The 13,358-nt window shown below is 54.1% G+C and carries 12 protein-coding genes and 1 other RNA gene; 10 read left to right on the top strand and 3 right to left on the bottom strand.

The window, feature by feature from the left end:
* Positions 1–279: 279 nt before the first annotated feature.
* A complete protein-coding gene (locus Q8W24_RS15605) occupies positions 280–2,259 on the top strand; it encodes a transglycosylase SLT domain-containing protein (protein WP_305475897.1) in 1,980 nt (659 codons plus the stop codon).
* Between the two features lie 111 nt (positions 2,260–2,370).
* Positions 2,371–2,847, top strand: coding sequence for a nuclear transport factor 2 family protein (locus Q8W24_RS15600; protein WP_303432024.1), 477 nt, complete (start codon positions 2,371–2,373; stop codon positions 2,845–2,847).
* A 97-nt stretch (positions 2,848–2,944) separates the two neighbouring features.
* On the opposite strand, the gene Q8W24_RS15595 is transcribed toward Q8W24_RS15600, so the two are convergent.
* Complete coding sequence (locus tag Q8W24_RS15595) at positions 2,945–3,658, bottom strand: TorF family putative porin (protein ID WP_303432025.1); 714 nt, start codon at positions 3,656–3,658, stop codon at positions 2,945–2,947.
* Positions 3,659–3,901: 243 nt separating this feature from the next.
* On the opposite strand from Q8W24_RS15595, the gene Q8W24_RS15590 reads away from it, so the two are divergent.
* From Q8W24_RS15590 to Q8W24_RS15575, 4 genes are all read left to right on the top strand, one after another.
* On the top strand, positions 3,902–5,800 hold the full coding sequence (locus Q8W24_RS15590) for an ABC transporter ATP-binding protein/permease (RefSeq protein ID WP_305475896.1): 1,899 nt from the start codon (positions 3,902–3,904) through the stop codon (positions 5,798–5,800).
* 55 nt (positions 5,801–5,855) lie between these two features.
* Positions 5,856–6,653, top strand: coding sequence for a 5'-3' exonuclease H3TH domain-containing protein (locus Q8W24_RS15585; protein ID WP_303432027.1), 798 nt, complete (start codon positions 5,856–5,858; stop codon positions 6,651–6,653).
* Between the two features lie 251 nt (positions 6,654–6,904).
* The gene (locus tag Q8W24_RS15580) at positions 6,905–7,321 is read left to right on the top strand and encodes a thioesterase family protein (protein WP_303432028.1); all 417 of its coding nucleotides are present in this window, start codon (positions 6,905–6,907) and stop codon (positions 7,319–7,321) included.
* Entirely contained in the window at positions 7,318–7,935 is a 618-nt protein-coding gene (locus tag Q8W24_RS15575; protein ID WP_305415591.1) for a tRNA-(ms[2]io[6]A)-hydroxylase, read from the top strand. The genes Q8W24_RS15580 and Q8W24_RS15575 overlap by 4 nt, the downstream gene beginning before the upstream one ends.
* Positions 7,936–7,953: 18 nt before the next feature.
* On the opposite strand, the gene Q8W24_RS15570 is transcribed toward Q8W24_RS15575, so the two are convergent.
* A complete protein-coding gene (locus tag Q8W24_RS15570) occupies positions 7,954–8,133 on the bottom strand; it encodes a hypothetical protein (protein WP_303432030.1) in 180 nt (59 codons plus the stop codon).
* 266 nt (positions 8,134–8,399) lie between these two features.
* Between Q8W24_RS15570 and Q8W24_RS15565 the strand changes: the two genes are divergently transcribed.
* Positions 8,400–9,347 (top strand): alpha/beta fold hydrolase, encoded by a 948-nt coding sequence (locus Q8W24_RS15565; protein WP_305475894.1) that lies wholly within the window; start codon positions 8,400–8,402, stop codon positions 9,345–9,347.
* A gap of 217 nt (positions 9,348–9,564) precedes the next feature.
* Positions 9,565–10,029, top strand: a complete 465-nt coding sequence (locus Q8W24_RS15560; protein ID WP_303432032.1) for a DMP19 family protein — start codon at positions 9,565–9,567, stop codon at positions 10,027–10,029.
* 260 nt (positions 10,030–10,289) lie between these two features.
* Here the strand turns inward: Q8W24_RS15560 and Q8W24_RS15555 are convergent, their stop codons facing one another.
* Positions 10,290–12,686 (bottom strand): Lon protease family protein, encoded by a 2,397-nt coding sequence (locus Q8W24_RS15555; RefSeq protein ID WP_303432033.1) that lies wholly within the window; start codon positions 12,684–12,686, stop codon positions 10,290–10,292.
* 164 nt (positions 12,687–12,850) lie between these two features.
* Here Q8W24_RS15555 and ybfE point away from each other — a divergent pair, with 164 nt between their 5' ends.
* Both ybfE and ffs read left to right on the top strand, forming a co-directional pair.
* Complete coding sequence (gene ybfE, locus Q8W24_RS15550; RefSeq protein WP_303432034.1) at positions 12,851–13,120, top strand: LexA regulated protein; 270 nt, start codon at positions 12,851–12,853, stop codon at positions 13,118–13,120.
* A 139-nt stretch (positions 13,121–13,259) separates the two neighbouring features.
* An RNA gene (ffs, locus tag Q8W24_RS15545) (signal recognition particle sRNA small type) lies at positions 13,260–13,356 on the top strand.
* The last annotated feature ends 2 nt before the right edge of the window (positions 13,357–13,358 follow it).

Below are 13,358 nucleotides of genomic sequence, written 5' to 3'. Positions count from 1 at the left end.
TTCGCTGCATTCGTCGCCTTGCCCTGAACAACGGCAACACTCGCGCAGAGCCGTGCAGGATTAAATGGATGTCCCCTTGTGCATAAAATATACAAGAATGATAAATAAGGCCGTCACATGGCTGGCTGATTCGAGCCATTCTCTTTTTTTTGCATAAATATGTCCGCGGGTCTCACAAACGGTTGACCCTGACCTATCATTGGATGAGGATTTCCATACCACTCACTAACATTAGTAAGCTCAATGACCCTACGACACCTTTCTGTAAGCTTGCTGATCATGTTGTACAGCATTGGCGCGGTCGCCGAGCAAGGCACCGACACTATTCCAACACCGGAAGCGGATGCTGCTGCGCGTGCGCAATTCGTTGAAGTGGAACAGCAACTGGACACCGTGCCCTATGAGGCAGTGGCCGATCTGATTGAGCCATTACAGGGTTATTCACTGTACCCGTATTTGCAATATCAGGTTTATCAGCGTTTCCCGGAGCACCTGACCCAGGCTGAGGTGAATCGTTTTCTGGACAGCTACCCACAGTTTCCCCGCCGTATTTATCTGCAAAATACCTGGCTGAAGCAACTGGCCAAGGAGGAGCGGTGGCAAGAATGGCTCACGGCCTATCAGCGTTTGCCAAGAAAAGGAGCGGCCTATCAATGTGATCTGGCCATGGCGTATCTGCAAACCGATCAGCAAGAGCAAGGGTTGGCCCTGACGGATTCGTTGTGGATGGTTGCCAAATCCCAACCGGCAGCCTGTGATCCTCTGTTTGCGCAGTGGAGTCAATACGGTAATCCAACCGCAGGCATGGCCGCGAAACGTTACTGGCTGGCCGCGCAGGCGGGCAATATGCGACTGGCGCGCTATCTGCACCGTTTTATGGATGCCGATGCCAATGCTCTGGCGAGCCGCTATGAAACCCTGTCAAGTCATCCGAACCAGGCGCTGACGGCGGACTTGTCGGTCTTTCCGGAACCGGCCCAGCGCCGTTTGCTGGAACAGTATTTCCAGCCGCTGGCTCGTCGGTCGGCCGAGATTGCGGCACAGCAGTGGCTGAAATACCGGGCAACATTGCCAGAAGCTTCCTCCCTGATTGCACCGCTGGATGTGTATATCGGCAAATGGTTGACCTATTCCCAAACCGATACCGCGACGGCGTTGCTGGCTGGTCTTGATTATGACTATCAGTATCCGGAGTTGACGGAATACCGGCTGCGTCGGGCTCTGGGTGCAGAGATTATCGACTGGACCGGTGTACTGACGTTAATTGATACCTTGCCTGCTGACCTGCAAGCCTCGGATCGCTGGCAATACTGGTATGCCAATGCGGTGCAGAATCAACCGGGCGATAGCTCGGCAGCAGAGATGCAAACCGTCGAGCAAACCTGGAACCAGCTGGCACAATCGCGCTCGTTTTATGGTTTTCTGGCCGCGACCCATCAACAACTGCCTTTTAATCTGAATAATCAGCCGTTTAGCGTCAATACGGATGTACTCGCAGAGATACAGAATGTCCCGGCGATTCAGCGGGCCAAAGAGTGGCTGGCGTTGGAACGGAACAAGGATGCCGAACGGGAGTGGCTTGCTGCCCGTGCCAGTCTGGCACCGGTCAAACGACAACACATGGTCGCGCTCTCCCTGGACTGGGGCTGGCATCACCGGGCCATTATGGATGCGATTCGCCAGCGCCAGTGGAATTATCTGGAAGCCCGTTTCCCGGTGTTGTTCACCGACCTGTTTGAGATTCAGGCCAGAAAAAACGAGATCGATGTGACCTGGGCGACAGCCATTGCCCGTCAGGAAAGTGCCTTCAAGCCAGCGGCGCAGTCTCCGGTAGGAGCTCGTGGCCTGATGCAGCTGATGCCCGCTACGGCCAGGACGACCGCCAAAAAACATGGCGTGCCACTGGCGGCTGCAGAGCAGCTGTTCCAGCCAGAAACCAATATCGCGCTGGGCACGGCTTATCTGGCAGAAATGTTCCAGCGCTTTGATGGTAATCGGGCTTACGCCAGCGCCGCTTATAATGCCGGGCCACACCGAGTTGAACGCTGGCTGGAAGAGCGTGGCCACTTGCCTCTGGATGTCTGGATAGAAACCATTCCGTATGCCGAAACCCGCCAGTATGTGCAGAATGTGTTGGCCTTTCGGGTGATTTATGCCCAGAGGGCAGGTCAGGAAGTGGCGATGTTTTCTCCGGATGAACAGGTGATGTTGGCGTATCAGCCGCAAGCCGAGGCCGTTGATATCGATACGCCGAATTAAGGTTTGAGGTTGGATCGCTGGTCTTCAAGGGCCTGTGTGGTTGGAAGTATGGGCTGATTGAAGCCAAGTTGATGGCAGTCTGACCGACTGACTGGCTTCAGGTTGCGGCCTGTGAATACACTGCCAGTCTTTTATGAATCCATCGATCTGGCGGAGTGGAATATGAATATCCAGCGTTTTATGGCGGGCTACAAAGAAGCCTGGGAATCCCGCAGCCCGGACAGGTTTGCCATGCTGTTTCACGAAGACGGCAAATACCACAATACGCCGTTTCAGGTGCAGGTGGGCAGGGCGCAACTGGCAGAGTACTGGACGCGGGTGCAATTACAGGAGGATGTTCAGCTCACGTTCGAGATTCTGGCCAGCCAGGAAGGTACGGGCATGGCGCATTGGCACGTTACTTATCAAGTAGCATCGGAAGAGCTTTTTCAAATCTGGGCCAGTTCAACAGGGACCGGCTTGCCCGACAGAAAGCCTGGAGACCCGCTGCCCAGAATGGTATTGGATGGCGTGCTGGAAGCATCGTTCTCGTCTGATGCCTGTCGTGAGGCGAGGATCTGGTGGCACAGCATGCCCGAGGGAGCCTGAAGCCGGTGGTTCAAACAGTCAGGGCGCTGATGCTTGCTGGCTGTTTGAATCATCAGCGACTGCGACTGCGGTAGTGATCGCAGTGATAGAGCAGCGCTTACCAGAGATCAAAATAGCGGTGAATGCCAAACTGGAAGGTCGTGCCGGCGTCATAGTCGCTGGTCAGGTTGGTACGTTCCAGAGTCAGGCGGTAATCGTATTGCTTGTAAGTACGCTCGACACCGACCCGGAAATGCCAGTAGTCATCGCGGTAATCACTGCCGAAGTTATAGTCGTCATCAAAGCCGAGATAACGATGGCGGGCAGTGTAAAATTCAAAATCGAAGTTGCTGGTGTGGAGGGTGTATGAGGCTTCCAGTACCCGGCGGGCAAATTCGCTGCCCATAAAATTATTGGTCTGGCGTACACCCAGAACCCATGCCTGCTTATAGGTTGCGCGCAGAAAACCTTCGCCGTAGCTTTGTTCGCTGCTTTCCCAATCGCCATGAAAGGTGTTGCGCATCACGCCGAGGTCGATGCCCCAGTGGTGGCTAATGGGGCGGGAATAACCGGCAAACAGGTCCCATTCCGAGTGCGTGTGATCGTCATTACGCTTCAGTTCACTGGCCCAGATTCCGCCATACAGGCCGGAGTTGTGTATATAGGTTGCTCCCAGCTGGGCTGCGTATTCACCACGGGTTTCACTGATTCCATCGCGCAGGTATTCCGTTACCAGTCCCAGATTGGCACTGAGTTCGGCGTGGCTGGTCGATGTCATGGCAGCAGCAGCGGTGCAAGCAAGCAGGGGGGCAATACGGCGTACAGACAGCATGGTGGCGTATTTTCTCTGGGTTGGGTCTAATCAAAGGCGGCTATCATACGCGAATCAATCGCAGTCTGTCGCCCTGGTGTTGTGTTCTGACTGCGGTTTTCGGATGACGTTCGCTTGAACCTGGCTATACGGCAAGCAATTCCGGCAAGTGGGCGACGATGTGGTAAATTCCCGCCTGATCAATTCTTTTGTCTGTTGGTTCGGCAGTGGCCGTTCCGACCGTAATTATAGAGCACCTTCTGGATGAAATCCTTTTCACCGGCGCGTGGTTATGACCCGGTTCCCCCTTCCCGCAAGGGCTGGGACTGGCTGACAACGCTGTTGCCGTATCTGTTTGAGTTTCGTTGGCGTGTGGTTGTGGCCTTGCTGTGTCTGGTGGGAGCCAAGCTGGCCAGTGTGGGTATGCCGTTTTTGCTCAAGCATCAGGTCGATACCCTGAATCAGTTGCCGTCCGGTGGCGTGCCGCAGGAGCAATGGTGGCTGTGGTTTCCGCTGGGGTTATTGCTGGCTTACGGTCTGGCGCGGCTGATGAGTGTGTTGTTCGGCGAGTTGCGAGATCTGGTGTTTGGCCGGGTCAGTGAACGGGCCATGCGGCGGATGGCGCTGCGGGTGTTCCGGCATTTGCACCAGTTGAGCCTGGCGTTTCATCTGGATCGTCAAACCGGAGCCTTGCAACGCGATATTGAACGGGGCTTGCAGGGCATCAGCTTTTTATTACGGTTTATTGTCTTCAATATTCTGCCGACCCTGCTGGAATTGCTGATGGTAACCGGGTTGTTGCTGTTTAATTATCCGCCGGTATTTGCCCTGATTACCGCGGTGGCTGTGGTGGTTTATGTAGGTTATTCCTTCCGCATGACGGAGTGGCGGACGCAGTATGTACGCGAGGCCAACCGTATGGATTCCACCACTCATGCCCGTGCCCTCGACAGCCTGCTGAACTATGAAACAGTCAAATACTTTAATGCCGAGTCGCGGGAAGCACAGCACTACGACGAGTCGCTGGCCGAGTGGGAGCAGGCGCGGCAGAAAAACCGTTACACCTTGTTTGGCCTGAATGCCGGGCAGGCGCTGATTATCAGTACCGCGATGATGTCGATGCTGATGTTTGCGGCCTGGTATGTGGTGCAAGGCACCATGACGATTGGTGATTTCACCCTGATCAATGCTTTTATGTTCCAGTTGTTTTTACCGTTGAATTTTCTTGGCTTTGTCTATCGTGAACTAAAAGCATCCATGGCCAATATCGAACGTATGTTCGAGCTGCTGGATGAAGAGTCGGCGGTGAAAGATGACGGCACTGCCGTCCTGGATCTCAAGGGTGGCGAAGTGACTTTCCGGAAGGTGAGTTTTGGTTATCGGGACGATCACCAGGTGCTGGATCAGCTGGATCTGACCATTCCGGCGGGTAAAACCCTGGCCATTGTTGGCGGTAGTGGTGCTGGCAAGTCGACCCTGACCCGCTTGTTGTTTCGTTTTTACGACCCTTCCGCAGGGGTGATTCTTATTGATGGCCAGCCGATTGATCAGTTACCGCAGTCGGTGCTGCGGGCCACGCTAGGCATGGTGCCGCAAGATACCGTGCTGTTTAACGATACCCTGAAAAACAATCTGCTTTATGCGCGCCCGGACGCCACCGATGAGGAGCTGCAACAGGTATTGACCATGGCGCATCTCGACAGTCTGGTGCAGCGGCATAACGATGGCTGGCATATCGTGGTGGGGGAGCGCGGCCTAAAGCTGTCCGGTGGCGAAAAGCAGCGTATCGCCATTGCCCGTATGTTGCTCAAACGCCCGGCGATCATGCTGTTTGATGAAGCCACCTCGTCGCTCGATTCCCATACCGAGCGCGGCATTATGGATGCCATCCGGCAAGTCTCGAAAGGTCATACCACGTTGATTATTGCCCACCGGTTGTCGACCGTGGTCGATGCCGATGAGATTGCGGTGATGGAAGGAGGGCGCGTGGTTGAACGGGGTAGCCATACTCAGCTGCTGTCTCAGTCCGGGCGGTATGCCGCACTCTGGCAGGCCCAGCAACATCAGCCATTGAATCCCGACAGTCATTTCGACAGTCATACCGACCTTGAAGCCGATACCCGGGCTGTGGGGATCACCAAGCACAAGCGTACTGATAAATAATGACAATCGCTCCTGAGCAAACAGGATGGACAATGGCACGCAAGGAGAGCTATCCATGCAGTTACTGATTATCGACGCCATGAATCTGATTCGCCGGGTCTATGCCGCGGTTGAAAACAGCTCTGCCGCCCTGGAAGCGACTGCCAGTCGCGCCATTACCATTATCAACAGTAATGCCGCCCGGCTGGAGTGCAGCCATGTTGCCATGGTATTCGAAGATCATGGTGAGACCTGGCGTCACCGGCTGTGGCCAGACTATAAAAAAGGTCGGCCACCAATGCCGGAGGCCCTGCACGCCGGACTGGAAATGCTGCGTCATCAGCTGGAACTGGCGGGGGTCTACTGCTTTCGCCAGGATGGCTGGGAGGCCGATGATGTCTGTGCAGCATTGGCCAGCAAAGCGGCACTGGCGGGTGTCTCCAGTGTGATTCTGTCAACGGACAAAGGCTTCTGCCAGTTGGTGAACAGCCGTATCCGGGTCGCCAATCATTTTGACCGGCAGTTACTGGACGAAGCGGCGGTTTATGCCCGTTATGGCTTGCGGCCGGGCCAGCTGGTGGACTTTTGGGCCTTGACCGGAGATACCACCAATCATCTGCCTGGCGTCCCCGGTATTGGCCCCAAAACGGCGGCACAATTACTGGATCATTGTCAGCGTCTGGACCGGATATTGATTGCTTTGGAGCAGTTGTCTGAGCTGGCCGGGGTGACGCCTCGTATCGTCGACAGCTTGCAGACGCATTGGCAGCAAGCTTTGTTGACGCGGGAGCTGGCACGGTTGAGTGACGATATGCCACTGGGTATCAATCTGCATGATCTGCGTTTTCAGGTACAGGATGCCGAGGCGTTCTAGCTGTTGCCCTGATTGGGTTTTCATCTGTTGGCCGTTACGGTTTTCTGGTTCGCATATTGAACACATCTTGAAAAATAAACCTGAACACAGGATGGCGCGAGGGAATTATCCCGAATAATCAAACGATCGTTTGAATGTGTGCGTCAGTTTACATAGAATCGATGTCTTGAAGGTGCTGGGTATCAAGTTGTCAATGAACGAGGCTTGGTGTCTGGTTGCCCAAACTGGATGAGACGATCGAGGAAATATGTATGTCAGTGGATATCAAGGTTCGTGGTTACCATCTGGATATTTATCACCATGTGAATAACAGCCGCTATCTGGAGTTTCTGGAGGAAGGGCGCTGGGATTATTTTGATCGTCACCGTTTTCTTGATGTTATTGATGATGACCAGCTGGCGTTTGTGGTGGCCAATATCAATATTTCCTACCGTCGTCCGGCCTTTGATGGCGAGGTCATTCGTATTGTGACGCGCATGGGCAGCATTGGTAACAAGAGCGCCCAGATGCAACAGCAGGTGATGTTGCTGGAAAACGGCGAGCCAACAGAGCTGGTGGCTGACGCGACGATCACCTTCTGTCTGATGGATGCAAAAACCCAGCGAGCGATCGCCATTTCCGGTAAGGTGCGCGCCGTTCTGGAAAAGATGATCGAGGATGGACTATGACACTCGACGACGTATTGTCTGAGATTAACACCTTCCTGGCGTGTGCAACGCCAGATGCCTGGGTGGAGGAAGCCCTGAAGCAGCAGGATACGCTGCTGATTGACCATGCCAACTGCGAAAAGAAAGCCGCCACCACGGCCATGAACCTGCTCTACAAGCATGTGGACCGGGAAGATTTGCTCAAAAAAATGAGCCAGTTGGCACGTGAAGAATTACTGCACTTCGAACAGGTGATAGCCATTATGCGAGAGCGTGGTATTGCTTATCGCCATGTATCGTCGTCGCGTTATGCCGCCGGTTTGCGTGAGGCGGTACGCAAGGGTGGCGAACATGAACTGATCGATGTGCTGATTATCGGGGCGTTTATCGAGGCCCGTTCCTGTGAACGGTTTGCCAAGCTGGCGCCGTTGCTCGACAGTCAGCTGGAAAAATTCTATCGCTCGTTATTGCGTTCTGAAGGGCGGCATTATCAGGATTATCTTGGCCTGGCACAGCAATATGCCAAAGAGCCAATTGATGAGCGCGTGGCGTTTTTCCGCGCTCTGGAAGGCGAATTGATAGAACAGCCGGACAGCGAATTTCGCTTCCATAGTGGTATTCCGGCTGCTGCTTGATGGTGCTGTCGGTGTGGCTCAGTCGCGACAGGCGCGAATGATTTTCTGACAGACATCCGTAACCGTGAGGTACTGCTCCTCACTGATTACCTTGGCGTCAAAATCCCGTTGAGCCTGGGATAACCGGGCCTGAGCATCTTTCAGGTCGGTGAATCGTCGGTTAGCTTCAAGTGCGCGTGTTACAGCTGGTGCGGTCATTGTGATTCCCTTTGATGTGGTCGTTTCAGAAATAACTATCTGATGTATAGCGTGCTCCGGCCGTACTGCATCGTGGTAGAGAAAATAGTGTGCAGACTGTGCCCCGCTAACTCTTGTTACCCGTTGATCCTTCGCCAAACAGTCTACTGCGTTTTGTCCAGCGCTGGTTTGATCAATGCCCAGTTTGTAGCAGTAGATTCTGACCCGTGTGTTTTTGACGGTGGTGTCAGAGCGATATGGTTCGTCTCAACAGGATGATAATTAGTATGCCGAAAAATATGACAGTGTGTGGTGTCACAGGTTGGAAAAAGGTCACGGTCGGCTCGATTTGTGGCTATTGGCGACAGGGCAGAGTCGGCCAACCTGTCTTACACCTGTTACATGGAAATGGCTTCAGTGGCTTGTCGTTGTTGGCGTTGGGGAATGCACTGCCAGAGGATTGGTCGTTACTGCTGAGTGATATACCAGGGCATGGTGGATCGGCCCCGACTGCTCACCGGGGTTTCCCGGACTGGCGGTTGCTGGCGGCGGATCTGACCCACTTTGTCCAGCAGGTGGTTGCCACGGAATGGACGCTGTTGCCCGACTCCGGGCATCTGCCACGGCCAGAAGTTGTGGGTGTTGGTCATTCCATGGGCGGCATATTGACGTTGATGATGGCGGAACAGTGCCCGGATCTGTTTCAGCGCCTGATTCTGCTGGACCCTGTACTTTTTCCTCCCGCTTTGATTGGTTCCCAGAAACTGCTGCAAGTGACTCATTTGTGGCGGCACAATCCTTTGGTGCGGCGCGCAGCAGCGCGTCGTGCCCGTTGGGAATCGCCGGCGGCGGCGGCTGAGTATCTGGGTAGCAAGTCGTTGTACAAAGACTGGCACGTTCTGGCGTTTAACGGGTTTTTAACAACCGGTTTGCGGCCAGCAGGAGCAGGAACAGGGGCCGTGGAGTTGGCGTGTGCGCCGCAGTGGGAAGCGCTGATTTTTGCTTCTGCTCCCCTGGGTTTATGGCGTGCCGTGCGTAATATGCCGGTGCCGGTGCATTTGCTGGTGGCCACTACGGGGTTCAGCTTTATTGCACCGGGTGCGCGCCGGGCTGCCAGGCTTAATCCATTGATGAGTGTCGAGACAGTGGCGGGTAATCATTGTTTTCCGATGGAGCATCCCGAGCCAACTGCGCGACGTATGGTGGCGTTGTGTTCCACTATTGATACGCTCTGATTTTTGCTTTGTGGCGGAGGTCTGCTGCACAGGCTGATGGTGTTGTATCAGGCGTTCATATCGCTGAATAAAAACTGATCGATCGGATTGAATCGCCCAGTTTGGCGAAGCAAATGGATATGGTGGAAAAACAGTCAGTAAAGGCTTTGCAAATACTATTGCTTGGGCTATCTTGGCCAGACTGAAATTCAATTGTGAGAGTGCTGAGTTTAGACGTATGAACATGGAGATTCAGGCGGCGCTGGACGTTGCTGATGAGACTGATTCATTTCTTCAGATCACGGATGTGATCTACGATAAAGAAGCAGATTTGGGCTATGAGTCCCTGAGTGATGCAGAAAAAACCGTTTTTTGTATCGACAGTCTGCTCAGAGAAATGGAAAACGGCGGTTTTGTGCAGTTTTTTCACCATGAGGTTGGCGCTCAGGCGGAAGACACTTTAGCTGCATTGGAGCGGGTCAAATCCCGCGACATCCACGCGATATTCGACGAGTTGCTGGATCTTTTCCCCGATCGGGCAGTGCCTGCAGATGAAGACGCTCGCAGTGCTCTGGTCAGTCAGCTGGAAGACGATTACCGGAATGAGTTGGAAGAGCTGGATGAGCGCTTTTATGAGGTCAGTGACAGCCTGGTTGGCCTGACCCTGAGTTTTGTTGCTCGCAATGTAAAAAGTTTTCGCTAGTATCGCTCAGGCCGGGGCAAGGCTCCGGCTTTGAGTTTTCTTGTGGTGTGGTTGACGCTACGGATTTTTTGATCCTGTCTGTTTTTCTTCTTTCGTTTTTCTTGTTTCTTTCGCTCCCTTCTTTTTGCCTGTATCCCGGCGGGTTTTTGTTTTTCTGCGTCTCATGCCCGGTAGTTCCTGGGGCTTGATGCTGTCTAGTGCCTGGGCACAGGGAACACGTTGACAAGTGTCTAGCCTGCACCCTGCACCCAGAGGAGAGGTTATTTTTTGCTGCTAGTCTGGTCGGCCATGCTGGAGATGGCTTTCAGCCGTTCAATGATGTCGCCATTCACTGTGCCAGCCGGAAATTCGCCATCGTCGTTGGCTTGACCAGCTTCCCGGCGGAGCAGGATTTCCACCGCCTGATCAACATGGGTGACACAGTGGATATGGAATTTGCCAGCGGCAGCGGCCTGTACCACGTCATCATTCAGAATCAGGTTGCGGCGGTTGGAGGCCGGAATAATCACCCCTTGCTCGCCGGTGAGTCCTCGTGCGCAGCACAAGCGGAAGAAACCTTCGATTTTTTCATTCACGCCACCAATGGCCTGCACTTCACCGTGCTGGTTGATCGAGCCGGTCATGGCAAAGCTGTGTTCAATCGGGCTATTGATCAGCGCCGAAATCAGGCACACCAGTTCAGCCAGAGAGGCGCTATCGCCATCGATATAGCCATAGGATTGCTCCATGGCAAGGTGGGCAGAGATCGCCAGTGGGAATTTCTGGGCATAACGATTGCCGAGGAAGCCACTGAGGATCATCACCCCTTTGGAGTGAATCGCCTGGCCGAGACTGACTTCCCGCTCGATATCCACCACGCCCTTGGAACCAGGGTAAACCGTGGCAGTGATACGGGCGGGGGAACCAAAGCTGGTATCTCCCAAAGACATTACGGTCAGGCCGTTGATTTTGCCAACAGCGCGACCACTGGTTTCCAGTAGTACGGTTCCATCTAACATCTGTTCAAACAGTTTGTCGTAGACCCGGCCGGTGCGCTGTTGCTTGGCTTGTAAGGCACGGTCGATATGAATCGGGGTGATTTCCGGGTCTTGTGCCAGTTTGCGAATAAAGTCTGCTTCGGCCAGTAAGTCGAACTGTTCGCCAATATGGGCGCTGAGGGAGTCTTGCTGTTCCGCCAGACGGGCGCTGAAGCGCACCATGCGGGTGACAGCATCGCGGCTCATATGGGCATAGCCTTGTTCCTCGACCCGGCTTTTTAACAGGCGAGAGTAGGCGTACAGGGTGTCGTCGTTGAGCGGCAGGTCGTTGTCAAAATCGACCACGGCGCGAAACAGGCGATTAAAGTCTTCATCGTATTGCTGCAGCAGGTAGTACACCTGACGTGAGCCAATCAGCACCAGCTTGATCGATAGCGGAATGGTGGCGGGCAGCAGGCTGGTGGTGTTGAACAGCCCCATGTCTGAATATGGCGATTCCATTTTCAGCTGTTTGGATTGTATCGCCCGTTTCAGGGCATCCCATACCAGTGGTTCGGTCAGAACCTTGTCGGCATCCAGAATCAGATAACCGCCATTGGCCTTGTGCAGGGCACCCTGGCAAATCCGTTGATAGTTGGTAACCAGGGCGCCCTGGTCGCTGGTGTATTCAATCCGGCCGAACAGGTTGCCGTAGCTGGGATGGGGTTCGTATACCACCGGTGCGCCGCTATCGGCGGAGTGGTGCGTCACCACATTGGGCAGCAGGGATTCTTCCAGCCGGTTACGTTTGACGTATTCCTCGCGCAGCTCCAGCAGACGCTCATCGACCAGTTCTTCCAGTACCAGCCGTGGCAGGTGCTCTTCCAGTTCGTTCAGGTGAGCCGAAACCCGGTCGTGATGGCCAAAGCGTTCACGGATCGGCACCAGCAAAGGCTTGATGGCGTCGCTGATGGTTTGCTGGTTCAGAGCGCGCAGCAGGTCGCTGGTTTCGCGTTTCCATTGCGGCAGCTCAGACAGCTGGTCGCCAAGCATTTGTTCAAGGGTGGCGATGGTTTCGTGAAACTGTTCGCGTTCTTCTTCGTTCAGCTGGGCGAACTCGGATTCATCCAGCGCCTTGCCATCACGAATAGGAGTAAAGCTGATGGCATTGGCATCGCGATACACCGCGACCCCTTGTTTGTGGGCGTCTTTTTCGACCAGCTCAATGGCCTTGTCGTATTTGCGATTGAACTGGTAGTCGATGGCAGCTTTTTTCTGCTGGTAGGACGGGTGTTCCAACACCGCCGGAAAGGTCGCCAGCAACTGGTCAATCAGTTGGCGTACATCATCGCGCAGTTGATTGGCTTCTGCAGGTTGCAGCTCAATAACCCCGGGTTCTCTGGGGTTGCTGAAATTATTGACGTAACACCAGACGGAAGGAGTGATCTGGCGTTTGGCTTCGCTTTTGAGGTAGTCCCGGACATAGGACGAGCGGCCGGTGCCGGTATCTCCCATCACAAAAATATTGTAGCCGGGGCGTTGCATGGCGACGCCAAACTGAATGGCGTTGACGGCGCGTTCCTGGCCCAGGACGCCATGGAAAGCGTCAAGCTCTTCCGTGGAGATAAAATCCAGCAGATCAGTGTTTACTGCCTGGGTCAGTTGGTCGGGGGATAAGCGGGTAATTTGGGTATCGGACATCGGTAACGTGTTCAGCAAAGAAAGCAGTCAACAGTATTGAGATGCGTCGCCCTTGGCAAGGTCTGTCATTACAATGATAGACGGGAAAGGGGTAATCGTTCGCTATGACGTTGCAATTCGCGGCCAAGACGGCATAATGCCGCCGTTTTTCTGTCGGATCTGTTATGTCCATTCAACCCGAAGATCGCACAACGATTGATATGTTTTCGACTCCCCGTCGTGGGCGGCCGAAAAGTAACCCGTATGATCGCACGGCACAGAGTCGCTTTAACAAGCGCTTCCAGCGTCAGCGTGATAAAGAACGTGGGTTGCAGCGGTTGGAAGTGAAGGTGGATGCGGATGTGATTGATTGTCTGGATTTGGCCTGCGATGATTTGGGCCTAAGCCGGGCGGATATTATCAATCTGGCATTAAAACAGTGGTTGCATCTCTGAATAACAGAGTGTGTCGGATGTTCGAACACCGCCGGCTGTTATCCGGGTTAGCATGAATTTGCTTTAACTCCTTGAAATATCGAAAAGTTATCTGTACGATTTGTCCTCCTGTCGAAAGTCAGGTCGTTATGGTGGCTCCTGTTGGTCCCCTCGCAACGATAAGCTACGAACCCCGCCAGGCCCGGAAGGGAGCAACGGTAGTAGTCGACTCGTGTGCCGGGGTGTGGCTGGCAGGAGT

Source organism: Oceanobacter sp. 4_MG-2023 (genome assembly GCF_030689165.1).
GTDB lineage: Bacteria > Pseudomonadota > Gammaproteobacteria > Pseudomonadales > Oceanobacteraceae > Oceanobacter.
Note: the sequence above shows the minus strand (reverse complement) of the source record. Positions and strands in the feature narration are given on the sequence as shown.

Bases quoted from the DNA above. Each gene is read 5' to 3' on its own strand.
- Q8W24_RS15590 (WP_305475896.1), top strand. From the start codon at position 3,902: ATGAAATCCTTTTCACCGGCGCGTGGTTATGACCCGGTTCCCCCTTCC.
- Q8W24_RS15580 (WP_303432028.1), top strand. From the start codon at position 6,905: ATGTCAGTGGATATCAAGGTTCGTGGTTACCATCTGGATATTTATCAC.
- Q8W24_RS15585 (WP_303432027.1), top strand. From the start codon at position 5,856: ATGCAGTTACTGATTATCGACGCCATGAATCTGATTCGCCGGGTCTAT.
- Q8W24_RS15555 (WP_303432033.1), bottom strand. From the start codon at position 12,686: ATGTCCGATACCCAAATTACCCGCTTATCCCCCGACCAACTGACCCAG.
- Q8W24_RS15605 (WP_305475897.1), top strand. From the start codon at position 280: ATGTTGTACAGCATTGGCGCGGTCGCCGAGCAAGGCACCGACACTATT.
- Q8W24_RS15560 (WP_303432032.1), top strand. From the start codon at position 9,565: ATGAACATGGAGATTCAGGCGGCGCTGGACGTTGCTGATGAGACTGAT.
- Q8W24_RS15575 (WP_305415591.1), top strand. From the start codon at position 7,318: ATGACACTCGACGACGTATTGTCTGAGATTAACACCTTCCTGGCGTGT.
- Q8W24_RS15570 (WP_303432030.1), bottom strand. From the start codon at position 8,133: ATGACCGCACCAGCTGTAACACGCGCACTTGAAGCTAACCGACGATTC.
- ybfE (WP_303432034.1), top strand. From the start codon at position 12,851: ATGTCCATTCAACCCGAAGATCGCACAACGATTGATATGTTTTCGACT.
- Q8W24_RS15595 (WP_303432025.1), bottom strand. From the start codon at position 3,658: ATGCTGTCTGTACGCCGTATTGCCCCCCTGCTTGCTTGCACCGCTGCT.
- Q8W24_RS15565 (WP_305475894.1), top strand. From the start codon at position 8,400: ATGCCGAAAAATATGACAGTGTGTGGTGTCACAGGTTGGAAAAAGGTC.